Annotated in this window: 17 protein-coding genes and 3 pseudogenes; 7 read left to right on the top strand and 13 right to left on the bottom strand. The window is 62.0% G+C overall.

What is annotated here, in order from left to right; genetic code table 11:
- Window positions 1–22: 22 nt before the first annotated feature.
- A complete protein-coding gene (locus U5A67_RS10830) occupies window positions 23–1,114 on the bottom strand; it encodes an ABC transporter ATP-binding protein (protein WP_321813981.1) in 1,092 nt (363 codons plus the stop codon).
- A gap of 178 nt (window positions 1,115–1,292) precedes the next feature.
- Here U5A67_RS10830 and U5A67_RS10835 point away from each other — a divergent pair, with 178 nt between their 5' ends.
- The gene (locus U5A67_RS10835) at window positions 1,293–2,837 is read left to right on the top strand and encodes a PLP-dependent aminotransferase family protein (RefSeq protein WP_321813982.1); all 1,545 of its coding nucleotides are present in this window, start codon (window positions 1,293–1,295) and stop codon (window positions 2,835–2,837) included.
- A 42-nt stretch (window positions 2,838–2,879) separates the two neighbouring features.
- On the opposite strand, the gene U5A67_RS10840 is transcribed toward U5A67_RS10835, so the two are convergent.
- The 5 genes from U5A67_RS10840 to U5A67_RS10865 all read right to left on the bottom strand — a co-directional run bounded on the left by U5A67_RS10840 (window position 2,880) and on the right by U5A67_RS10865 (window position 9,963).
- Complete coding sequence (locus tag U5A67_RS10840) at window positions 2,880–3,797, bottom strand: ABC transporter permease (RefSeq protein WP_321813983.1); 918 nt, start codon at window positions 3,795–3,797, stop codon at window positions 2,880–2,882.
- Window positions 3,794–4,711, bottom strand: a complete 918-nt coding sequence (locus tag U5A67_RS10845; protein WP_415767807.1) for an ABC transporter ATP-binding protein — start codon at window positions 4,709–4,711, stop codon at window positions 3,794–3,796. Before U5A67_RS10845 ends, U5A67_RS10840 begins: the two co-directional genes overlap by 4 nt.
- A 124-nt stretch (window positions 4,712–4,835) precedes the next feature.
- Window positions 4,836–5,903: an ABC transporter substrate-binding protein gene (locus U5A67_RS10850; RefSeq protein ID WP_321813985.1), complete on the bottom strand. Its 1,068-nt coding sequence runs from the start codon at window positions 5,901–5,903 to the stop codon at window positions 4,836–4,838.
- A gap of 46 nt (window positions 5,904–5,949) precedes the next feature.
- Complete coding sequence (locus tag U5A67_RS10855) at window positions 5,950–6,849, bottom strand: TauD/TfdA family dioxygenase (protein ID WP_321813986.1); 900 nt, start codon at window positions 6,847–6,849, stop codon at window positions 5,950–5,952.
- A gap of 900 nt (window positions 6,850–7,749) precedes the next feature.
- On the bottom strand, window positions 7,750–9,963 hold the full coding sequence (locus U5A67_RS10865) for a TonB-dependent siderophore receptor (protein WP_321813987.1): 2,214 nt from the start codon (window positions 9,961–9,963) through the stop codon (window positions 7,750–7,752).
- Between the two features lie 517 nt (window positions 9,964–10,480).
- On the opposite strand from U5A67_RS10865, the pseudogene U5A67_RS40700 reads away from it, so the two are divergent.
- Together U5A67_RS40700 and U5A67_RS10870 are read left to right on the top strand one after the other, a co-directional pair.
- Window positions 10,481–10,642: pseudogene (locus U5A67_RS40700) on the top strand (hypothetical protein); the annotation flags it as partial.
- Between the two features lie 27 nt (window positions 10,643–10,669).
- A complete protein-coding gene (locus tag U5A67_RS10870) occupies window positions 10,670–11,428 on the top strand; it encodes a hypothetical protein (RefSeq protein WP_321813988.1) in 759 nt (252 codons plus the stop codon).
- On the opposite strand, the pseudogene U5A67_RS10875 reads toward U5A67_RS10870, so the two are convergent.
- Window positions 11,425–11,784 (bottom strand): annotated as a pseudogene (locus U5A67_RS10875) (glycine betaine ABC transporter substrate-binding protein); the annotation flags it as partial. The gene U5A67_RS10870 and the pseudogene U5A67_RS10875 sit on opposite strands and share 4 nt — an antisense overlap.
- 4 nt (window positions 11,785–11,788) lie before the next feature.
- On the opposite strand from U5A67_RS10875, the pseudogene U5A67_RS10880 reads away from it, so the two are divergent.
- Window positions 11,789–12,205: pseudogene (locus U5A67_RS10880) on the top strand (LysR substrate-binding domain-containing protein); the annotation flags it as partial.
- Here U5A67_RS10880 and U5A67_RS10885 read toward each other — a convergent pair.
- The 4 genes from U5A67_RS10885 to U5A67_RS10900 form a co-directional block, all read right to left on the bottom strand.
- Window positions 12,171–14,573, bottom strand: a complete 2,403-nt coding sequence (locus U5A67_RS10885) for a TonB-dependent siderophore receptor (RefSeq protein ID WP_321813989.1) — start codon at window positions 14,571–14,573, stop codon at window positions 12,171–12,173. The pseudogene U5A67_RS10880 and the gene U5A67_RS10885 overlap by 35 nt on opposite strands.
- Before the next feature lie 113 nt (window positions 14,574–14,686).
- Window positions 14,687–15,727, bottom strand: a complete 1,041-nt coding sequence (locus U5A67_RS10890) for a FecR family protein (protein ID WP_321813990.1) — start codon at window positions 15,725–15,727, stop codon at window positions 14,687–14,689.
- Between the two features lie 79 nt (window positions 15,728–15,806).
- Window positions 15,807–16,364, bottom strand: coding sequence for a sigma-70 family RNA polymerase sigma factor (locus tag U5A67_RS10895; protein WP_321813991.1), 558 nt, complete (start codon window positions 16,362–16,364; stop codon window positions 15,807–15,809).
- A 219-nt stretch (window positions 16,365–16,583) separates the two neighbouring features.
- On the bottom strand, window positions 16,584–17,417 hold the full coding sequence (locus U5A67_RS10900) for an aldo/keto reductase (RefSeq protein WP_321813992.1): 834 nt from the start codon (window positions 17,415–17,417) through the stop codon (window positions 16,584–16,586).
- 139 nt (window positions 17,418–17,556) lie between these two features.
- On the opposite strand from U5A67_RS10900, the gene U5A67_RS10905 reads away from it, so the two are divergent.
- Window positions 17,557–18,174 (top strand): TetR/AcrR family transcriptional regulator, encoded by a 618-nt coding sequence (locus U5A67_RS10905; RefSeq protein ID WP_321813993.1) that lies wholly within the window; start codon window positions 17,557–17,559, stop codon window positions 18,172–18,174.
- A gap of 18 nt (window positions 18,175–18,192) precedes the next feature.
- Here the strand turns inward: U5A67_RS10905 and U5A67_RS10910 are convergent, their stop codons facing one another.
- Window positions 18,193–18,924, bottom strand: coding sequence for an SDR family oxidoreductase (locus U5A67_RS10910; protein WP_321813994.1), 732 nt, complete (start codon window positions 18,922–18,924; stop codon window positions 18,193–18,195).
- Window positions 18,925–19,027: 103 nt separating this feature from the next.
- The gene (locus U5A67_RS10915) at window positions 19,028–19,930 is read right to left on the bottom strand and encodes a LysR family transcriptional regulator (RefSeq protein WP_321813995.1); all 903 of its coding nucleotides are present in this window, start codon (window positions 19,928–19,930) and stop codon (window positions 19,028–19,030) included.
- A gap of 163 nt (window positions 19,931–20,093) precedes the next feature.
- Between U5A67_RS10915 and U5A67_RS10920 the strand changes: the two genes are divergently transcribed.
- Window positions 20,094–21,593 carry a UbiD family decarboxylase gene (locus tag U5A67_RS10920; RefSeq protein WP_321813996.1) on the top strand — a complete coding sequence of 500 codons (1,500 nt, stop codon included), beginning with the start codon at window positions 20,094–20,096 and terminating at the stop codon, window positions 21,591–21,593.
- Between the two features lie 170 nt (window positions 21,594–21,763).
- Window positions 21,764–23,677 (top strand): FUSC family protein, encoded by a 1,914-nt coding sequence (locus U5A67_RS10925; RefSeq protein ID WP_321813997.1) that lies wholly within the window; start codon window positions 21,764–21,766, stop codon window positions 23,675–23,677.
- The last annotated feature ends 225 nt before the right edge of the window (window positions 23,678–23,902 follow it).

Below are 23,902 nucleotides of genomic sequence, written 5' to 3' on the forward strand. Positions count from 1 at the left end.
GAATGGCGTGGCCCGGTCGTCTTCACGCGAACACGCGCAGATGTTCGGGCGCAAACTCGAGCGCGACCGGTTGGCCGGGCGCAAAACCAGCGAGCGCCGCGGTGCCGAGCGGCACCTTCACGAAGCACTCGTCCTGCTGGGGCAGACCGCAGCGCATGCGCACGTGGTCGCCGTAATAGATCAGACTGCGCGCCTCGCCCGCAATCGAGTTGGCGCTGTTCACCGCGCCCTGTGCGGCAAGCTTCATGCGCTCGGGGCGAATACACGCGATGGCGTCGGCGCCCGCCTGGGCGCCCCCGACGTTGCGGCCTTTGAGGCGCGTGCCGTCGGCCAGATGGATTTCGCAGAACTCGCCTTCGACCGCGGCGATCTTGCCGCGCAGGCGATTACTGTCGCCGATAAAGTTCGCGACGAACTCATTGCACGGCGATTCATACAGACGGTCCACGCTGTCGATCTGCTGCACGATGCCCTTGTCGAACACCGCCACGCGGTCCGACATCGTCAGCGCTTCACCCTGATCGTGCGTGACGTAGACGAACGTAACGCCCAGCTTCTCGTGCAGCGATTTCAGTTCGTACTGCATATGTTCGCGCAGCTGTTTATCGAGCGCGCCCAGCGGTTCGTCCATCAGCACGAGTTTTGGCTGGAACACCAGCGCGCGCGCCAGCGCAATACGTTGCTGCTGGCCGCCCGAAAGCTGCGCGGGATAGCGCTTCGCGAAGCTTTCCATGCGCACCATCTTGAGCGCATCGTTGACGCGTGCAGCGCGCTCGCCGGCCGGCACCTTGCGCACGCCCAGCGGATAGCCCACGTTCTGCTCGACCGTCATATGCGGGAACAGCGCGTAGTTCTGGAACACCATGCCGATATCGCGCTTGTGCGGCGGTACGTTGTTGAGCAGTTTGCCTTCGAGGCGGATCTCGCCGCCGGTGGGGAATTCGAAACCCGCCAGCATCATCAGACAAGTGGTCTTACCCGAGCCGGACGGTCCGAGCAGCGTCAGGAACTCGCCCTGATAGATGTCCAGATCGAGTTGCTTCACCACCAGGGTTTCGCCGTCATAAGTCTTGCGCACACCGCGAAAGCTGACGATCACGTCCGATTGCTTCATCGCCCAGTCTCCTGTCCTTGTTCCCGTATTGCCGCGCGCTGTCGATCCGGCGCGATTAAATAAATGCTGTCGCAGGTGTGAAGCGAACCTGACGTGCGGATTACTATAGTCGGTTCCGGTTCCATTCAATGGAGCCATTTCATTATTCTTGATAGAACCACTTTGGCGGGGCGACGCGATGGTAATTTTGTCCGACTGGCTGGCCGCGCAGCTCGATAAAAGCGGCGTGGAGCCGGTCTATCGCCAGTTGCTGCGCCTGATGCAGCAAGCCATTCTGACCGGTAAACTAGTGCCCGGCACCAAGCTGCCCAGTTCGCGCACGCTCGCAGGCGATCTTGGCATCGCGCGCAATACGGTCGTGCACGTCTACGACCAGTTGAGCGCCGAAGGCTATGTGCTTTCGACCACCGGCAGCGGCACCTATGTTGCCGACACACGGCCCGACACGGCCGCCGTCGGCCCACGCTCCGTGACGCGCGCGGAGGAAGACGGCGAGGGGCCCGCCGGCTCGGGCGACGAACCCGCCACTCAAGAAGCCAAAGCCGCCTGCCCGCGCGGCGACATGTCCGTGCGCGGCCAGCGTCTGATCGACCAGGCGGGCGTGTCGGCGAAGCAATGGGGCGCCTTCATGCCCGGCGTGCCGGATGTCGCCGAGTTTCCCGCGCGCACCTGGAGCCGCCTGCAATCGCGCCTGTGGAAGTCCGTGAGCCACGACCTGCTCACCTACGCGCCGGGCGGCGGCTATCGTCCGCTGCGGCGCGCCTTGTCGGACTATCTGCGGGTGGCGCGCTCGGTGCGCTGCACGCCCGATCAGATCATCATCACGACCGGCATTCATCAGTCGATCGACCTGGCCGTGCGCCTGCTCGCCGATCACGGCGACCGCGCGTGGGTGGAAGAACCGTGCTATTGGGGCGCGCGCAGCGTTTTGCAGGCTTCGGGCATCGAACTCTCGCCAATTCCGGTGGACGCCGAAGGCCTCAATCCCGGCGACGCCGATCTACGCCATCCGCCGCGTATAGCGCTTGTCACGCCTTCGCACCAGTATCCGCTCGGGATGGTGATGAGTCTGGCGCGGCGGCGCACCTTGCTCGAATACGCGCGCCAGCACAAGGTCTGGATCATCGAGGACGATTACGACAGCGAATTCCGCTATGGCAGCCGCCCGCTTGCATCGCTGCAAGGGCTCGACGAATCGGATCGCGTGATCTATGTGGGGAGCCTGGGCAAGATGCTGTTTCCGGGCTTGCGGATCGGCTATATGGTGGTGCCGGAACGGCTGGCCGCCACCTTCCGCACCGCCGTGGCGGAGTTGTATCGCGAAGGTCAGTTGATGCAGCAGGCCGTGCTGGCCGAGTTCATCATGGACGGCTATCTGACCTCGCACGTGCGCCGCATGCGCACGCTGTACGGCGAGCGGCGCCAATTGCTGATCGACGCGGTCACGCGGCATTTCGGCGATGCGTTGCCGGTGATGGGCGACGAAGCCGGGCTGCATTTCGTGCTCGGCCTGCCCGAACATTGCGACGACCGCCAGATCACGGCCGCCGCCTACGACGCCGGTGTGATCGTGCGGCCGCTCGCTTCGTACTACCTGGGAAAGCAGCAGCGCAAAGGTCTGCTGACCGGCTACGCGTGCGTGCCGCACGAAAACATCGAGCCGGCTTTTTCTACGCTTGCGCGGGTGATCGAAGCGCACGCTTTTGGCAAGCGTGCGGCTTAACGAGCCACGAAAGGAGCGCCATCGAGCGCATCGGCAATGGGATTACTGTTGCACGCCCCAACGCTTCACGGTCAAACGTTCGAGCATATCGAACACCAGATGCTCCACCAGCAACCCGATGATGATCACCGCCGCGAGCCCCGCAAAAACGCGGTCGGTGTAAAGCTCGTTGCGATTCTGGAAGATGTACCAGCCGAGGCCGCCCTGCCCCGCGCTCGCGCCGAACACTAGTTCCGCGGCGATCAGCGTGCGCCATGCAAAAGCCCAGCCCACCCGCAGCCCCGCGATAATCGACGGCAGCGCCGCCGGCACGAGAATGAGCGCGACATGACGCAGGCCCGTGAGCCCATAGTTGCGCCCCGCCATTCTGAGCGTAGCCGGCACGCCGAGAAAACCCGTGTACATGTTCAGCGCAAGCGGCCAAAGCACGGCATGCACGAGCACGAACAGCAGACTGCCGGTGCCCAGCCCGAACCAAAGCAAGGCGATCGGCAACAGTGCAATCGACGGCAAGGGATTGAACATCGCGGTCAGCATGGAAAGCAGATCGCGGCCAATGCGTGTGGACACGGCGAGTGCAGTCAACGCGAACGCCAGCACCACGCCAATCGCATAACCGCGCAGCAGCACGGACAGCGAAATCGCCGTCTTTTCGAGCAGTTCGCCGCTCAAAATGCCTTGTACGAAGGCCTCGAATGTAGCGCCGAAGGTGGGCACCAGTAAATCGTTGTTCACGAAGCGCGCCGTGATCTCCCACGCGGCAATCAACAGCAGCGCGATAAAACTGCGGCGCAGCCAGCTTGCATCGGCCAGTCTGCGTACAAGCGGCATCGTGATGGAATCGCCGCCTGGCGGCACCGGTTGCAGGGCGACTTCGTATTCGGCGCGCACGGGCGGCAAGGCACGACGCTTCGCGCTACTAATCGACGAAATAGCCGATGAATTAACAGGCGTACTCATGCGTTTGCCTCCACGTCCGTTCCGGTCTCAAACAGCAGATGATGAATGCGAGCGACGCTTGCGCGAAAGGCGTCGTCGTCGGTGCTGGCGTGCGACCAGGCGTGGCTGTTGAGTTCCGCGCGCACGCGGCCCGGATGCGGCGAGAGCAGCAGAATGCGATTGCCCACCACCAGCGCTTCCTCGATCGAATGCGTGACGAACAGCAGCGTGAAGCGCTCGCCTTCCCACAAGCGCAGCAGTTCCTCCTGCATCTTGCGGCGCGTCAGCGCGTCGAGTGCCGCGAACGGTTCGTCCATCAGCAGCACGCGCGGCTGCATGGCTAGCGCGCGCGCAATCGCCACGCGCTGCTTCATGCCGCCCGAAAGCGTGTGCGGATAGGCATCGGCGAAAGCAGCCAAACCCACTTTATCGAGGTAATGCAAGGCACGCGCTTTCGCTTCGCTGCGCGAGAGCTTGCGCGCAACCCGCAGCGGAAACGCAATGTTCTCCACCACGGTTTTCCACGGCGGCAACTGGTCGAATTCCTGAAACACCAAGACGCGATCGGGACCGGGTCCACGCACGGTCTGACCGTCGAGCGTGATGGCGCCAGCCACCGGCTCGATAAAGCCGCCAATCGCCTTGAGCAAAGTGGATTTGCCGCAACCGGAAGGCCCGAGCAGCACGAAGCGGTCGCCGCCATAGACGTCGAAACTCACTTCATGCGTCGCCCGTACGATGCGCTCGCGATTGCGATATTCGAGGCTGACGCCGTCGATAGCGAGCAGACGTTCGCCCGGCGCCGCTTCTGCATCTGCATCGTCTTTCAGCGGCGCACTCGGCTGACGTTCGAGGCTTGCGGATTGCCCGCCCGTCCCCAGGGCACGGCGCGCCAGCGGCGCGTAGGCTAAAGATTGGGTCGTATTGGCATTCACGATTGGAAATCCAGCAGAGAAAACGTCAACATACGGGCAGCCGCCGTGCATCCCAACCAATGAATTCCCATATTCATTACACGGCGGCGTATAAACAGCGATTACGCCGTTCCAGCAGGCAGATTCAGCTACCGCCCGCCGTCGCCGGATCATCGAAGAAATAATCGCGCCACGATTTGGGCTCGTTGCGAATCGCGCCCGTGCGATACATCGATTGCGCGAGACTCAGCGTATTCTGCGGCGCCGTCTTGAACTGCACCTGCGGATCGCGCAGGATCTTCAGCAGCAGATTGCGATCGATCTTCGAATCGTTCACGCGGATATAAATATCGGCCGCTTTCGCGGGATCGTTGGAAATCAGTTGCGCCGCGTCGGCGAGCGCGGCAACGAAAGCGTGGTACGTCTTGGGATTGGCGTTGCGAAACTTCTCCGTCGTGTAGAGCACGGTCGCCGAACTCGGGCCGCCCAGCACATCATAGGAATTCAGCACGATATGCGCTTTCGGATTGGCAGCCAGTTCCTGCTGCTGGAACGGCGGATTGCCGAAGTGCGCCGTAATCACGCTGCTATTGGCGATCAGCGCGGCGGCAGCATCGGGATGCGGAATGGCCTGCGTGAATTTGTCCAGGCGGTCGAACTGCTTGTCGCCCCATTGTTTCGCCGATGCATATTGCAGCACGCGCGACTGCACGGAAACGCCCACGGCCGGCACCGCAATGCGATCCTTTGCCGTGAAGTCGGCGATTGATTTCACGTTTGGATCGGTGCTCACGAGGTAATACGGCAGGTTGCCGAGCGAAGCTACGCCCTTGACGTTCTGGCGCCCGTACGTGCGGTCCCAGACGGTCAGCAGCGGCCCGACGCCCGCGCCCGCAATATCCACCGCGCCCGAAAGCAGCGCATCGTTGACCGCCGCGCCGCCCGAGAGCCGCACCCAGTCCACCTTGATATCGAGCCCGGCCTTTCGGCCTTCCTGCTCGACAAAATGCTGATCTCGCGCGACATTGAGCATCAGATAAACCACGCCGAACTGCTCGGCGACACGGATCGTACCTTCGGCCTGCGCCGGTTGCGTGACGGCCAGCGTGGTCACGGCCAGCACGGCGCAAAGGGAAGGTGCAGCGGCGCGGCGCAATGGCTGTATGGCGCGGGCGAGCGCGCTACGAAGCGCAGGCGGAAACGAAAGCGGCATGGATGAGCCCTGTCATTGTTGCGTAGTTGTCGTATCGGAAGTGCGCTCAGAACGGCGCATCGCCTTCGATCGTCGTGCGATAGAGTTTGCGGCGCAGATGGTCAGGCGTGCCCGCCGCCAGATGCATCAACGAGCGGTTGTCCCAGAACACCATGTCGTGTTCGCGCCAGACGTGCCGATAAAGAAAGTCCTCGCGCACGCTATGCGCAAACAGTTCCTCCAGCAGCGCGCGGCTTTCGTCCTCGGGCAAACCGACGATACGCGTCGTGAAATGCTCGCTGACGAACAGCGCCTTGCGCCCCGTTTCAGGATGCGTACGTACCACCGGATGCACGACCGGCTTGACCTGCGCAATCTGCCCGGCAGAAAGATTCGGTCGCCACGGGCTGCGCGCCTGCAACTCGGCATAGCGTGCGAGATAGGTGTGCTCGGCGCTGCGGCCTTCGACGGCGCGGCGTAGAAGATCGGGCAACGCGTCCCACGCGAGATGCATGTTGGCGAACAGCGTATCTCCGCCTTCCGCCGGGAGTTCCTGCGCGTGCAGCATCGAACCGAGGCTCGGCTTTTCCTTGTACGAGAGGTCCGAGTGCCAGAAGTGCCCCGCATCGCCCAGTCCCACGGGTTTGCCGTTCTCGACGATATTCGAGACGATCAGCACTTCGGGATGTCCGGGCAGCGCGAACTGATGCAGCACGTGAATCTGCAGCGGGCCAAAGCGCCGCGAGAAGGCGATCTGCTGCTCGGGCGTGATGCGCTGGTCGCGAAAGACCAGCACGTGATGATCGAGGTGAGCGCGATGCAGGCGCGCGAAATCAGCTGCGCCCAGCGGCTGCGCGAGATCGAGGCCGATGACTTCCGCACCGAGCGGCGCGTCCAGCGCGCGAATGTCGAAGTGCTGCTGCGCGTCCTGAGCACGGGGTTCAGCCAGAGAAACGGAGGTAGTCACGCTGATTGCCTTGAGAGTTCCAAAGCACTCAATCTACGTGCGAGCGCAGTGGCTGACAACGAAGCAAATCCGATACGTTTATCCAATAGCGTGATAAAGACGCTGCTAATGCAGACGCCGCATGGGAACGGTTTTCTGCTGCAATCGGCATAGGGGGCAGCCAACTGGCTGCGCCCCTGCCACACCACCCGGCATGCGGGTCCGCACCGGGCGGTTCGGGGAGTTGAGGTTATGAGAGTGCTTCAGGTTCTCTCTCGTCAGCGCCGCCATCAGCAGCGATGACCCTGTGTCCCCGGATTCATGGCGCGGGCAACAAGCTTCGTCGCTCACGGGCATAGACGCAGCTTCACCGCGTGTGCCTCCCGCTCGCCCCGCTTGCACGGGCATCTGACGCATTACCTGCCGCATCGACATGACGCTGGACACTCCTTCCCGTTTGGCCCTTCGTCACCAGCTTCGGTCTCATCGACCTGTCCTGTGACTACTACGGCCTCTGCTGACTTCTCGCTCCGGCTCGACGCCGTCGCCCTTTCAGGCATGAGGCGAGATCTCCCCAGGTAAGAACGCACTCCTTCATCGCACAACCGCCGCATCTACGCTACTTCGACTTGGTCACAAGAGCTTCGCGGTTCATCGCCCGCTCGCCCTGCTCCATAGCGCCTCATATGCGGTTCTTGTTCATCGGCTCGCGATTTACGCTCCACGCTTCCTCTCCACACTCGGTCGCCCTCATGCAGTTGCGCTTCACTTCATTCGCTATGACCAGCTTATGGCGGGACTTGCGCCCGCAGGAGTGCGCCCATGCTGGGCGCACGATGCAAAAAGGCCCTGCATTTGCAGGGCCTCTTTACGCTAAAGCTCGCGCTCAAACTCAAGCTCGGGCGCTCGCGCCATTCAGACTCAGAAGTCCGTCGTCACCGAGAACCATGCCGTGCGCGGTTCAGCCTGCGTTAGATAACCGCCGAGCGCCGACGACCAGTACGAGCGATTCGCCACGTTCGTCACCATCACGTTGAAGCTGGTGTCGTGCCGGAGAATCTGCGTCTTGTAACGCGCACCCACGTCAAAGCGCGTCCACGAAGGGACTTTCTGCGTGTTCGCCGTATCGAGATATTGCGAGCTGGTCCAGATCGCGCGACCCATCAGTGTGAGACCGTTCAGTTGCGGGACGTCGTATTCGAGGTTCGCGTTGACCGTCCAGGTCGGCACGCCAATCGGACGATTACCGTCTTCCGTGCCGCCACTCGTATCGAGCAATTGCGCGTTGATATACGACGCGCCGCCAATCAGGCGCAGGCCCTTGACCGGCTCGCCGTACATCGAGAACTCCACGCCACGGTGACGTTGAATACCATCCGCGCCATATATGTTCGTCACGCTGTTGGTGTAGGCCACCTGCTGCTTGATCTGATAGACCGCGAGCGCTGCGCCATAGTGATTCGCGTCGTACTTGATGCCCGCTTCGTACTGCTTCGCCTTGAACGGTGCGATCGCCTGACCGACGTTCGCCGAGCCGCTCGGCGCGGTGCCGCCTTCCACGAGGCTTTCCGCGCGGTTCGCGTAGATCGACAGATTCGGCTGAAGCTTGTAGACGATGCCGAGAATCGGCGTGGTCGCCGACTGGTTATACGCCGCGCTGTTGTCTTCGACTTCCGTGCCGTAAGCGTAGGAGTTCTCGACGATATTCTGATGGCGCGCGCCCAGCGTGAACAAAAGGCGATCGTGGAAGAAGCCGAGCGTGTCCGACACCACGAAACTGCGCATCAGGATCGAGGTCGTCAGACCAGGATCGGCGAAGTTCCCGCCGCTGTAGCTGGCCGAAGGAAATGCCACCGCCGACGTGTTGTACAGGCTCGTCGCGAAGTAGCCGCTCATGTCATAAGCGGCGTATTCGGCGATGCGATTGATCTGCCATCCCGCATTGACCTGGTTCGAGACCGGGCCGAGATTGAACTTGCCGCGCACGCCGACCTGCGCCGAAACCGCATTTTCTTTGAGCGCGTCGCCCATGCGATAGGCCTGCGCCGAACCAGCGTCATAGGTGATCGTCGAGTATTCGCCGAGTTCGGTCGTATGGCGCGAGCCAACGCCTGCATACGCCGTCCAGTTCGGCGCGATATCGTATTCGCCGCGCAGCATGCCCACCGTGTCTTCCTGCTTGGAATACGTCCACGGCTGCGCGTAGTTGTAGCTCGCCGAAGGCGTCGTGGGCATCTCGTCGCCCGTCACGAATACGCCTGCACGGCCGCCAGTAATGTTGTTCTTCTGATAAAGAAAATCTGCGTACAGACGCAGTTTGTCGCCACGATAGTCGAGCGAAATCGCCGTCTGCTGCGAGTGGCTATCCTGATTCTGCACCGCCGTGCTGCCGCCCACCACGGTCTGGTTCACGCGAATACCGAACTGGTCGTTCGCGCCAAAACGGCGGCCCACATCGACATGCGTGCCGAGTTCGCCCGAGGCACTGCCTTCCACCGTCACGCGCGTGAGCGGCTTGTCGTCGGCGACCTTGGTCTGCACGTTGATCGTGCCGCCCACGCCCGAACCGCCCGGCGACGCGCCGTTCACGAACGCGCTGGCACCCTTGAAGATATCGACGCGTTCGATCGCGCCGGTATCGACCATCTGGCGCGGCGTCAGCCCGTAGAAGCCATCCAGGCCGATGTCGTCCGAATAGACCTGGAAACCGCGAATGATGAAGGTCTGGGAGAAGTTGCCGTAGCCCAGCGCAGTACGCACGGCCGGATCGTTGGCCACGACATCGGCGATGGTCTGCGCCTGCTGGTCCTGAATCAGTTTCGACGTGTAGCTCGTGACCGAGAACGGCACGTCGAGCATCTTCTGCTTGCCAAGCACGCCGATCGACGCACCGCTCGCCACCTGCCCGCCTGCGTATGCCGGCGCGAGATCGCTGGGCGACGTGTCACGGGCCGCCTTCACGCTCACGGTGGGCAGCACCGACGACTGCGCGCCGGACGCGGTGCTGGCGTCGCTCCCGGCACTTCCGGCATCGGCGGCAAAGGCCTGCACGGACAGGCTCGCCAGAGCAAAGGCCGCAGCGGCAAGCGGTGCCAGGCGAAACGCCTGCGCGGGTGAGTGTGTGGTTCGGTTCATCTGTTGGTATCCGCAGCGTGGTGGCGGGTCTTGTGACCCAATGTGCATCAAAGGCCGCGATGATATCCGTAAATGCGAATGATTCCCTTTACCATTCAATATATTTTTAGAGAAAAACGTAACGTGCAGTAAGGATTGGGGCGGGCTGCGATGGCTACGCAAAGATGAAGCGTGGCTCAGCGCCTTGCGTAGCGGGATGTCAAGCTATTCGTTAGCTACCGATTTTTGTAAACAGCCGTAAAAATCGATGTAAGACGCACGTGTGAGTGTTGTGTAATGGTCACAACAAAGGCTCTAGCGGCGACTCTTTTCTTTCATTTTCATTTCTTGTTTCCAACCAGGTCGTTGGATAGATTTTTCGCCTCTACCCTCGTTCTGGCATCGCTATTTTTACGATTCATTTCAATTTATTAATAAACAATTCGTAACGAAAACAGCGATGTATTGAATAGCGTTACCCCATATAGCGCGTGCCACAATGACCCAAACTCATTCGATGCAAGTTTCAGGAAAAGGAATGCAGGAAGAAAGTGGCATTGATGGATATTCCGTTGTTCTTATCCCTTCGAGCGCCAAATCCATCATTGGCAGACGCGCGCGCGAGAAGCGCCTGGCGTTGAATCAAACGCCCACCGAAACGGCGCGTTTGCTGGGCGTCACGCCTCAAACACTCAGGCGTTGGGAGAATGGCGGCATATCAGACAGAATGTGGCAATACAAACTCAATGCCTGGGCGGACGTTTTAAAATCCTCATGCGGATATCTTCTGGAAAACGTCGAAACGGTAATCGAAAAGGAAACGCGTAAAAGCCCGCGTTACGCCGCCGAGCGCGCACCCGATAGTTTCGTACTCACGCCTTTACAGCGCATCCAGATTGGCGAGCATGCCGCCGCGCGCCGGCGTTGCCTTGGCTTGTCTTTCGCGCAGATTGCCGCTTCGCTCGCGACACCGTGGCAAACCGTACAGAACTGGGAAGCGGGCAAGATGCCGCGCTTCGCGAACGCGTCGTCTTTTTCTGCGTGGGAAAAAGCGCTTGCCGTACCCGATGGCTGGTTATTGCATTGCCTGCAAACGCCTAATGCACCGCCTCAAAACACCACGACCGAAGTTCAGCTTTGCGCGGACGATTTTAGCGACGCCGTGCGCAAGATGGGCATCGTTCTCGCGAAGCCGGCCTTCGACCCGTTCTGGCAATCCACGCCGCTCGACACGAAGCAAAGCCGGAGCGCTTCCCTATTCGCCAGCCGCTTCGGTCACGCGCCAGACACGCTCGCTGACCTGAGCGTAGCCGCCGCCAGTTTCCAGATTTCGCCGCGTCGCGCGGTGCAACTGGTCGATGTGATGTGCGTGCGGGCCCGGCGTTATGTTTTCCTTATGTCGACAAGCGCCGATCGCGATCCCGTTGCAACGCGTTTCACGGTTTATGCCGAAGGCGGTATCTCGGCCAATGCCGCGCGCAGCTAACGCGGTCGGAGTGCCGCGTTGACGGCGTGCAGGGCGTCGCTGCCGCTCGCCGTCGTCACACCTGCGAGCCAGTGCGCGAGCAGATCGTTGTGTGCCTTGAGTGCATCGCGCGAAGCCGTGTTCACGTCCTGCCCGTTACTAAGCACATTCGTCATGATCTGGTTTTCCAGATCGACATTGAATGTCATCTGACGAAAGAGTTTCGCGAGATTCGCGCACTGATTGTCAAAGCCCGCGCGCGTTACTGTATTGACCGTTGCAGCGCCATAATTGGGCTCGAAATACGCATCGCCGCCTGCGAGATAGGTAAGCTGAAAACGCGTATTCATCTTATGCGGCTCCCACGCGAGAAACACAGCCGCCGATCTTGCTGCGCTGCCGCTGCTGCATGTCCAGCCGACCGAACCGGCCCGATGGTTATCGTGGGCCGAATGGTTCGCGGCGCACGAATTATCCGCGCCTGTCGACGAACAGGGCATGACGTTCAACAGTTACGCGCTGGTCATCAATATGGCGCTGATGGGCCAGGGCGTGGCGCTCGGCTGGACGCCGCTGATCGATGTGCTGATAGCGGACGGCCAGCTCGTGTGCCTGATCGACGAGCCCGTTGTCACCGAACGTGGCTATTTTCTCGTGCGCCCGCCGGTGCGCCTCGAAGCGCCCACAGTTCCGGTCTTTCGCCGCTGGTTGTTTGCCGAAAGCGGCACCGCCGCGACACTGTCCATCGAAAGCGCCTGGCGTCTCAATAACGCCACGTCAGATTCACGCTGCCATTGAGCCGCGCTGCGTAAATTCCAGTGTCGTATTCCATCGTCGCCCAGTGTTTCTTGTTGAGCGCATTATTCAACGTGCCGGTAATGGTGAAGTGTTTATTCACGTCGAAGCGCGCCATGAAATCGACATCCGCATACGCGCCCTGGGTGGCCGTGCCCACGCCCTCTTCCACATAGCTCGTCGCGCTTTGCCAGCGAATGCTGCTGCCGATCGTCAGCTTGTGATCGAAATAGGGAACGCGATACGTCGTGGTCAGATGCACCGATTTGCGCGGCACGAATAATTGCGCCGATTGCCCGTTGTCGCCAGTCACGCGCAGAATCGTCGCGCCAGCACTAACGTTCCAGTCATGTGTGATCTGCCCGGCAATGTCGGCTTCGATGCCTTGCGAGGTGGCGCTTTCTGGATTGTAGTAATACTGATCGGTAGAAAGATTCACGCCGCCGTAAGTGGCGATATTGGTCTGGCGCACACGAAACACGCTGAGCGCCACATTCAGGCGGTTGTCGAGAAACGCGCCTTTGATACCCGCTTCCAGATTATTGCCGCGCGCCGGTCCCAGCAGTTGATTGCCGAGATTCAACTCATATTGCGGATTGAAGATCTTCGTGTAGCTCGCATAGGCCGTGATGTTGCGCGTCAGATCATAGGTCAGGCCGATATAAGGCGCGGTGCCGACCGATTGCTGGTTGTATCCGGTGCCGTTCGAATCGCCGCTACTCGAAGCCTGCGTGTAGTTGATACCCAGCAGCAGATGCGCACGGTCCGTCAAGGTCCAGCGCGACGATGCGTAGAGCGAGCGCCGCACGTCCAGATAGTGCACATGCGAAGTCGCTTCGCCGAATGACGGCTTGGCGTAAGTGCCCGCAAGCAGATCGGCGTAGCTAACGGGCACGCCGTCGCCATCGCCTTCCGCCGATGGATTCGTGAATTCCGATCGCGAGAAGTTCGCACCGAAAACAATATCGTGCGTGCGCCCGAACAGATCGAGCTTCCCGGTCACGCTCGTATCCAGCACCAGTTGCCGATTCGACGATTGATACCAGGACGTATAGGAATTCACGCCGGAGCCATCCGGTTCGAGCGTCCCATACGGATAAAAAATATTCGCGTAACTATAAATATCGTTGTAATTGACCGTCGTTTTCCAGTTCCAGCGCTCGCCAAGCTGTTGCGAAACTTCCGCAAAAGCGCGCTGTTCTTCGGTATTGAAGAAGGCCCAAACGGGCGCCATGCTGGCGCCGATGTTGTAGCTCAACTGCTTGCCCGTCGAATCGAAAAAGGGCAAACCGCCCCAGCCCGCTCCCTCCTGGCGATTGTGTTCGTAGCTGAAGCCCACCGTCGCCAGCGTGCTGGGTGTTAGATTGGCTTCGACGATGCCGTAGACGATATCCTTGCTCGGCTTGAGGCGGTCGGTATATGAATCGCCATCCTGATGCACGGCCACAAGCCGCCCCGCCACCGTTCCCGCTTTATTCAGCGGCCCCGAAATATCGACATCGACGCGTTTGGTGTTCCATGAACCAAACGACACGTTGCCCGAAGCCTGAAAATCATAGGTCGGACGCTTGCGAATAAAATTGACCGTCGCCGATGGATTGCCTGTTTCCGCATTCAGTCCGTCCGCCCCGCGCAGCACTTCGACGCGGTCGTATAAGGCCATGTCGATATCGCCGTATTGCGAGGTGTAAATCAGCGGCGTGCCCACACCGTCGAACTGGAAATTCGTGATATTGAAACCGCGCGATGTGTAGTCGGTCGCGAACGATTCGTACTGATCGACCGTCACGCCCGTGACGTGTTTCAACGCGTCGTTCACACTATTGAGCTGGAAATCGTCCATTTCCTGACGCGTCAGCACGGAAACCGATTGCGGCGTTTCCTTGGGCGAAAGCGCAATCTTGCTGCCCGCCGTGGTCGACTGAATTGTGTAGGACTGCGTCTTTTCCGTGGGCGGCTGCACGTCGCCGCTGCTGGCCGTCACGCTCACTGTCGGCAAGGTCGCATCCGCCTGCGTGGCGGGCGCGGCCGGTGCGGGCGCAATCGTCACCGTGCCGCCTGCGAAATCGGCGGCAAGACCGCTGCCTTGCAGCAGACGATCGAGCGCCTGTGCCGCTGTCATGCGCCCGGCCACAGCCGGAGCCGTTTTGGCCGCAACCAGCGAAGGCTTCACGAGCAATTGCAGATTGGCCTGGCGCGCAAATTCATTGAGCGCGCTACCCAGCGGTTGAGCCGCAATCGAATAACTTCTGGACGCGCCGGGCACGACGGCCGACGAAGTTTGCGCCAGGGCGCTGGGCGCTTCGAACGTCATGACGGCACAAATGACGGCGGCCGTCATGGTGGCCAGCGAAAGGCGAGGATGCAGCATTGACGACATCTCCAACAAGTAACGAATCAAGAACCATTACCGATGAAGACGCAGCACCGCCGCTAACCCTGACATCGTTCGTTAAAAAAATTTGGAAAGCGTATTCGGGCGCATTAAGCCGCGTGCACGATTTCGATCAGATCGCCGCGCGCACGCAAACGCACCGGCAAAACACGCGGCAATGCGTGTGCGAAGCGGTTCAACTGATGGACATCGAAGCTGCCGGTGAGACGCATCGCCGCCACCGCTGGATCGTCGACGACGATATTCGTCGGGCCGTAGCGCGCGAATTCCTGCAGCGCGCGCAACAGCGTCGTGTTGTCGAAACTCACGCGGCCCTCGCGCCAACCGGCGACTTCTCCCGGCGAAATAGGGGCGATCTGCTCGAGCACGCCGGTTTCGTCGGTGGCCACGCTTTGCCCCGCCGTCAGTTCAACCATGCGCGGCGCGGACGCCACGCGCACGCGTCCTTCTTCGACTTCGACGCGCACGTTGCCGTGTACCAGACCGGTTTCCGTGCAACGCACGGAGAAGCGCGTGCCCACCACCGTCACGGTCACGGCGCGCGCCAGCACATCGAAACGGCAATCGGGATTGGATTGCACAGTGAACATCGCCTGCCCGCGTACCAGGCGCACTTCACGTCGATGGCGGTATAGCCGCACTTCGGCGTGCGTATCGGTGTCCAGTTCCATCGTGCTGCCGTCGGGTAGCCCTACAGTCTGGAGTTCGCCACGGCGCGTCTCGTAGACCGCGCTGAACGTGGGCATCTTCTGCCAGTAATTCCAGCCGATCAAACCTGCGCCCGCAGCGGCGAATGCCGTCCCAGCCACCGCGAAGCGCGGCATGAATGCACGACGCGCGGGCGAGGCCAGAGCAGCGGTTCGCGCGCGCTTAGGCTTCGCATCGTGCTGGACTTCGGCGCGCAGGCGCGCAACCTCGCGCTGCGGCATCTCATCGAGCGCTTGCCAGATATCCGCGAGTTGTTCGAATGCGCGCCGGTGCGCCGCGCTGTGCGCGAGCCATGTCTGCAACGCTGCTTCGTCTCGCGCATTCAGGCCGCTCTGGCGACGCACGAGCCACGCGGCGGCCTGCTCTTCCACGGCGGGATCGGTCGTCGTGGAGACTTCGGATTCGGGTTGAGGTCGTTCCATCGTCATATCGTCAGCGCGTATACCCATGAAGACGCGCGACAGGGCAAAAACCTGACATCGGGGAAACTTGCATTGTGGTTTATTCGGCGCTGCCGGTGTGCGCTTCTGCTTGCGCTTCGGTCCGCGTTTGAGTCTGCTGATCAGTCGCGCCGTCGAACGCCGTTAGCCCCTGCTTGCAGGCGAGCAGGCCGCGAATGACGTGCTTTTCGACCATATTGCGCGAGATGCCCATGCGAGCGGCCACGTCGTTATGGCTCAGGCCGTCGAACTTGTGCAGCACGAAGGCCTCGCGGCAACGCGGCGGCAGCGCGTCGATCGCGGCCACGAGCGCACGCGTGCGCTGCGACGATTCCCACACGTGCTCGGGCTGGCTCGACACGTGCGCGGCGGGCTCGTCGATATCGTCGAGTTCTTCGACGACCGATTGAGCGCGGACTGTAGCACGCCGGTGCGTATCGATGACGAGATTGCGCGCGGTACGGTAAAGCAAGCCGCGCGGATCGAGAATGGTCGCGCCGGAATCGCGTAGCGAGAGGACGCGAACGTAGCTTTCCTGGGCGATATCCGACGCCGTATCGCGGTCTTTCACCAGCCGGCCAAGGAAGTGCAACAGTTCGCGGTAGTAGCGTTCGACCACTGAATCAGTATGAAAGCGTCCTGACCAGCCCGTCCGGCGGATGCCGCGCTAGCCGGAGGATAGGTTGTAAATAACAATCATTATCGTTTAAGGCGGCATTAGCTGGCAAGCGGAATGATGCGGGCGGCATCGCTCCGCTATGGCATGTTCGAGAGAAAACTGTGCATGTGCAAAGTTTTCTCGATAACCCATTGAATTTTATGGATTTGCAATCTCAAATTAATGGCCAAAGATATCGGCGTCGAGAATTTCGGCGTCGGTACGCTTGAGCGCGTTGATGGCGGCCATTTCCTCATCGGTTAGACGGAAATCGAAAATGTCGAGGTTCTGCGCCTGACGTTGCGGGTCCGCCGACTTCGGCACCGCCACGAAGCCGCGTTGCGTCTGCCAGCGCAGCACGATCTGCGCGGGCGTGCGGCCGTAGCGCTGCGCAACCGAAACAATCGCGTCTTCCACCAGCAACTCGCCGCCGCGACCTATCGGGCTCCAGGTTTCGGTGACAATGCCGCGCTCGGCGTGAATCGCGACGATATCGTCGCGCGTGTGCCAGGGATCGAGCTGGATCTGGTTGACGTGCGGCACGAAGCCCGCGTCGAACAGGCGTTGCAGATGCGCGGGCTTGAAATTCGACGTGCCGATCGCACGCACCTTGCCCGCCTCCATCACTCGCACGAGCCCTTCGAAAGCCTCCACATAGCGGTCCTGATCAGGGTTCGGCCAGTGCACCAGCAGCAGATCGAGGTAATCGAGCCCGAGACGTTTGAGGCTGGCTTCGCACGCTTCGCCTACACCGTCCACGCCATGCCATTGCCGGTTGAACTTGCTGGTGACGAACACGTCTTCACGCGCGATACCCGAACGGCGGATGCCCTCGCCCACACCAGCCTCGTTACCGTAATTCTCCGCCGTATCGACCAGCCGGTAGCCAATCTCCAACGCACTGGCAACGGCCTGCGCCGCCGCGGCGGCGTCGAGCGGCCAAGTGCCGAGGCCGAGCTGCGGCATCGCCACGCCATTGGCCAGTTTGATAAGCGGTGCGGGATTGATTGTCATGAAAAGATCCTCGAAACATCTTTGGTAAAATTTGCGCTGGCTGCACGTTCTGCTTGCAGTCAGCGCCACTTGGACTGTCTTCGGATACCTGCTGGTATCCACATACCGAAACCGGTGTACCCACGCGAAGGAAGCCAACATGCCCCGCATGACCCGCGAAGAAAGCCAGGCGCAGACGCGCACGAAGCTTATCGGCGTTGCGCAGACGCTTTTCACACGCGACGGCTACGCGGCCACGTCGCTCGAACGCATCGCCGACGAAGCCGGTTTCAGCAAAGGCGCCGTCTATTCGAATTTCGACGGCAAGGAAAGCCTGTTCCTGGAAGTGCTCGATGCGTACGGCAAGGACAGTCTCGCGTCGATCCTTGCGGCCACCCAGAACGCAGAATCGATCGACGAAGCAATCGACGCGCTCGCACGCTGGTCGGACAAGCAATCGCGCACCGGCAACTGGCCCGCGCTGATTGTCGAATACGCGCGCCACGCCAAACCCACAAGCGCTTTTCGCAAAGCCCAGGAAAGAGTGTTGCGACTCCAATGGCGTGCGCTTGGCGAACGCCTGCTCGCGCTCGCGCCGGCGCGGGCCGATGCGCTCGCGCCCGAGACCGTGGGCGCGCTCGTATTCGAGTTGACTCATGCGCCCGCCATGAGTTTCGTCACGAAGCCGACTTCCGGCGATCTGCTGCGCGTCGCACTGCAAGGTGTCTTCGGCGCAAGTAGCGCGCCCGCCTCGACACGCGGGCGCACAAAGCGCTGATACCAGCCTGGCATGGATTCAGGAAACGAGCGTCACGCCACCGTCGACGGCAATCGTCTGCCCCGTGACGAAACCGTTGCTCATAAGAAATACATAAGCCGAGGCCACTTCTTCCACTTTAGCCGTGCGGCCAAGCGGAATCAGCGCATTGAACCGCTGCTCGATCGCATCGACATCGCCTGCTGGCAAACCCCGCCAGAGGGGCGTGCGCGTCCACGTGGGCGCGACGGCGTTCACCCGCGCACGCGGCGCGAGTTCGACGGCAAGCCCGGCCACCAGCGTACGAATCGCATCGTTGCCGACAATGGCGCCCGACGCGCTATGCGCGCGCCCGCCCGAACCCGCCGTGAAAACGAGACTTCCGCCTGCTCGCACGAGCGGCGCGGCATGCCGCGCGAGCTGCAGATTGGCGAAAAACTTCTCTTCCACCGCATTGCGAATGGTGTCGAGCGGCGCTTCGAGAAAGCCGCCGCCCATCGCGCCGCCCGCCATCGAAACAAGATGATCGATCGGACCGATCTGCGCGAAAAACGGCTCCAGCGACGCTTCGTCTGCGATATCGAGTGCGAGTGCGCTCACGGAATGGTCGGTCGTAGCGAGTTCGGCAAGCGCGGCTTCACGCCGCTGCGCACAGCGGCCCGTAATCACGACCTGCGCGCCCGCGTCGCGCGCCATGCGGGCGACTTCGAAGCCAAAGCCCGATGTACCGCCGACGATCACCACGCGCCGGCCCTTGAGTTCTTCTGACATTGTTTCGCTCCAGAGACTTCTTGCTGCATTCAGATTCCGTTTGGTATCTGAATACTACAACGAATTCCGAAACGACATCGGTGGCCTCAAACGCGTTGCGGCATCATTTGAGCACGCTAATCGCCAGAAAACGCTTGAGCGCGGGCGTTTCCTTTTCCTCGTGCCAGACGAGCCAGAGCTCCGCACGCGCGGGCCGCCCCGCCAGCGGACGCACGACGATTTCCGGCCCGGCAAGCTGCGCAAAATTCTGCGGCACGATGCCATAGCCCAGCCCCGCGGCCACCAGACCCAGAATGCTGCCCACATCGGCAACACGCCACTTTTGCTCCAGCGTCACGCCCGCGTTCGCGGCCAGATTCGCGACGACATTCATGATGCCCACGTGTTCAGGATCGGGAAAACCGATCATGGGCTCCGCCACCAGCCGCGCCACCGGAATCTTTTCGAGCGAGGCGAGCGCATGCCCGGTCGGCAGGATCACTACCAGCTCCTGGGTCGAATGGACGCGATGCTTGAGCGGCAACCCTCCGGGCACCGGCGCGCGCACCAGCGCCACGTCGATCTCGCCCGCCACCAGCGCCTTGCATAGCTCACCCAAGCTGTCGTCGCGCAACGTCAGTTCGACGTGGGGATGCTGCTCGCGCATGGCGCGCAATTGCAGCGGAAAACTGCGCTCGAACATCGCCGAAGGCACATAGCCGACCGAAAGCCGCCCCATCTCGCCGCGCGCGGTACGCCGCACCGAATCGATCGCCTGGCCATGCAGCGCGAGGAGTTTTTGCGCCTCGGCCCGAAATGCCTCGCCCGCCGTGGTGAGGTCGATGCCGCGTTTGCGGCGATTGAAGAGGCGCACGCCCAGCGCCTCTTCGAGCCCTTTGATCTGCTGGCTGAGCGCGGGCTGCGCCACGCCGAGTTGATCGGCGGCACGCGCCATATGCAGGGTTTCGCACACGGCCAGGAACACCTGGAGGCGGCGCAGGGAAGCGGAAGTGAGCAAGGAATCCATAAGCTCAAGCTTATCAATATCGCCGGTCCATGTATATCGATCTTTTGCCACGCAAATTGCATACTTTTTCTCACGCAGCGACGCCGCCTCATCGCCAGCAGACCAACAGTCAAGCAGCTTGACGCGGCGTCCGATTCCCCTTGCCAACCTGGAGATTCCGACCATGAGCGAACCGATTCTCACCGCCGCCGACGTAACCGATCTGCGTTCCGCCATCGCCCTGCTCAAGCAGCACGAAGGCGAATATGTGGAAACCAGCGAACCTGTCGATCCCGAAGCGGAACTGTCGGGCGTCTATCGTTACGTAGGAGCGGGCGGCACCACCGCGCGCCCCACGAAGAAAGGCGGCCCGGCGATGGTGTTCAACACCGTGAAGGGCTTCCCGGCGTTCCGGGTGGCGATTGGCATGCTCGGCTCGCGCCAGCGCGTCGCACGGCTGCTGGGCGCCGCGCCCGAAAAACTCGGCTTTCTGCTGAAGGATTCGGTGCAACGCCCGATCGACCCGGTGGTCGTCGATGCCGCGCGCGCCCAGTGCCAGGAAGTCGTGCATCGCGCCGACGATCCCAGCTTCGATCTGCGCACGCTGCTGCCCGCGCCCACCAATACGCCCGAAGATGCGGGCCCGTATCTGACGATGGGTCTGTGCTATGCGGCCGACCCGGAAACCGGCGAACACGACGTAACGATCCACCGTCTGTGCGTGCAAAGCAAGGACGAGTTGACGATGTGGCTCACGCCGGGCCGCCATATCGACGCCTTCCGCATGAAGGCCGAAGCCGCAGGCAAGCCGCTGCCGATCTCGATCAGCATCGGCGTCGATCCGGCGATCTACGTGGCCGCCTGTTTCGAGCCGCCGACCACGCCTTTGGGTTTCGACGAACTGAAGATCGCCGGCGCCTTGCGCGGCCGCCCGGTCGAACTCTCGAAGTGTCTGACGATCGATGCGCGCGCCATCGCCCACGCTGAGATCGTGATTGAAGGCGAATTGCTGCCGAACGTGCGCATTCGCGAAGACCAGAACACCGACACGCGCAAGGCCATGCCCGAATTCCCCGGCTATACCGGCGAAGCGAAGGACGCACTGCCGGTCATCAAGGTGAAGGCCGTCACGCACCGCCTGAACCCGATCCTGCAGACCACCATGGGCCCCGGCGAAGAGCACGTCAACATGGCGGGCATTCCCACCGAAGCCAGCATTCTGCAGATGGTCGAACGCGCCATGCCGGGCAAGCTGCTCAATGTGTTCGCGCACACCTCGGGCGGCGGCAAGCTGCTGGCGGTCATGCAATTCAAGAAGAGCGCGCCGGTCGACGAAGGGCGTCACCGCCAGGCGGCACTGCTCGCGTTCGCGGCGTTCCCGGAACTCAAGCACGTGATGCTCGTCGATGAAGACGTCGACATCTTCGATACCGACGATGTGCTCTGGGCCATGCAGACGCGTTATCAGGGGGACGTGAGCACGATCTTCATTCCGGGCGTGCGCTGCCATCCGCTCGATCCGTCGCAGACGCCCGCGTACAGCCCGAGCATTCTCGAAGTGGGCAACTCGTGCAAAACGATCTTCGACTGCACCGTGCCATTCAAGCTCAAGCACGAATTCGAGCGCTCGAAGTTCCTCGACGTCGATGTGAACCGCTTCCTGCCGGGTTTCAACGCGCGCTAAGCCGCCGCACCAGGCTTCTCCCTGTCGTATCCTGACCATCGCCGCCGCCTTTGTACCCAAGCGGCGGCGCGACCGGATGCGACGATCCGATCGAACGACGCATCGAACAGCGGCTGCTGTATCGAGCCGCTATCATCGTGTCCGGCGCACGACTGAACAAGGTCGATCCTATGAATACTCCCTCGCCGTCTGGCATCGCCGCCCTGCTTCGCCAGCCGTTTGCCGTTTTTCGCGCGCTCTGCGCGCTTGCCTCCCTGCTCGCCTCGCCTGCCGCGAAGCGACGCTTCCCCTTCGCCGTGCGCGCCGGTCTGTGCTGCGGCATCCCCGTGATGATCGGCTGGTTCGCCGGCGACATCCAGGCGGGCCTGCTCGCCACCATCGGCTCCTTTACCGCGCTGTACGGCAGCGATCGTCCCTATCGCAATCGCGCGCTGCATCTCGCCGTCATTGCGGTGGCGCTGGCCGCGGTGGTGTCGCTGGGCATCTGCGTGGCGCCTCACAAGGCGTTGGCGGTGTTCGTCGTCGCGCTGATCGCCGCGCTGGCGACCTTCGTCTCCAATTCGCTGCGCATCGGTCCGCCCGGCGCGTATATGTTCGCGCTGGCCTGCGCGAGCGGCACCGGCATGGCCGCGAGCGGCGCCGATCCCGTGCGCAGCGGCCTTTACGTGCTGTGCGGCGGGATCGTTTCGTGGCTCGCGCATATGGCGGGCGCGCTGATCAATCGCCGCGGCCCCGAACGCGCGGCCACAGCCACCGCCGCCGATGCGGTCGCCGCCTTCGCCGAAGCGAGCGGCGCGCCGCAACGCATCGCGGCACGCCACCGAGCTGCACGCGCGCTCGACGATGCGTGGACCACGCTCGTGACCTGGCAGTCTCCGCACAGCACGCAGGCGGGCCGCGACCCGGTGCTCGATGCTTTGCGACGCCAGGCGCGCCGCCTGCACACGATCTTCTCGCAACTGCTCACCGATTCCGCCGTGCACGATCAGCAGCAAGCCCATCGCGATGAATTCGTCCGGCTCGCGAGCGAAGCGCGTTACCTGGGCGGCGAAGCGCGTCACGCGGCGCAACCCTTCGCGCCCGCCGGCGCGTTGAGCGATCCGCGCCATCATCGCAGCGCGTGGGCCGAGTTGAAGGACCATATCGTGCCGTGGTCCAACCCGCTGCTGCTCGCGGGGCGCGTGGGCGTCGCCACGCTGATCGCGGGCGGCATCGGCGTGGCGCTCGGGCTCGATCGCGCCTATTGGGGCATGGCGGCCGTGGTCGTCGTGCTCAATCAGGCGTATGGCTGGCCGGGCACGTTTCGGCGCGCGTGTTATCGCGTGCTTGGCACGCTCGCCGGACTGGGGCTGGCGTGGGCGGTGCTCGCGTTGCATCCGCAGGGTTTGTGGATCGCCGCAGCGGTGGGTCTGCTGCAATTCGCCATCGAGATCTGGGTGGTGCTGCAATACGCCATCGCGGCCATCTTCATCACCTCGAATGCGCTGACGATCGCTGCAGGCGGACACGGTTTTCCCGCCATCACGCATCTATTCAGCGCGCGTGCGCTCGATACGGCGATCGGCTGTGCGGTCGCGCTGGCCGTGTTCCTCTTCACGGTGCGCCGCTCGGCGCATCATCAGCTTCGCAGCGAAATGACGCGCACGCTGGCCGCCGCGCAGCGCGTGTTGCGCTGCCTCTCGCACGGCGATGCCGCCACGCCCGATGCCATCGAAGCGCGGCGCGATCTGCAACATCAGACCATCACGCTGCAACAGGTGTTCGAAGCCGATGGCCCCGCCCTGCAACGGCAACCGCAACTCGCACGCACCTTGGGCCGCACGGCCGCCGCCACGCAGCGGCTCGTGTATCGCTTGATGAATGCATGCTGGGAACTGGAAGCCGCTCGCGAACACGATGGCATTGAGCCGCGGCCCGCCACTACCGCTACGGGTTTCGCCGACTGCGTGCTCGTGCAGGAGTGGCTCGAAGTCGTGAAAATCAACGTTAGCGGTCATGCAGCGCAGCCCTGGCCGGATCGCTATCCGGTGTTCCTCAACGAAGAAATCGTCGAATTGAGCAGCGCGGCGCGCGAAACGACGTAATCGTTGCTGCGGCATGGCGTGGCAATGCATGCCATGCCGCAAATCTTATCGGCGCGAGGGAAAACCAGCATGCGCCTGGTCGCTATACCGTAGGGCAGGCGCGCTTGTGGATCAATGGCCCAGCTCTACACAGCTTCTGCGTCATCCACATGAACGGCCGTGGGACGCGACGCTTCAGCAGACCGGATCATTACTAAATATTCAGCTCTACAAAAAATGATGCGG

It is taken from the genome of Paraburkholderia sp. J69-1 (assembly GCF_905220255.1).
Classification (GTDB): domain Bacteria; phylum Pseudomonadota; class Gammaproteobacteria; order Burkholderiales; family Burkholderiaceae; genus Paraburkholderia.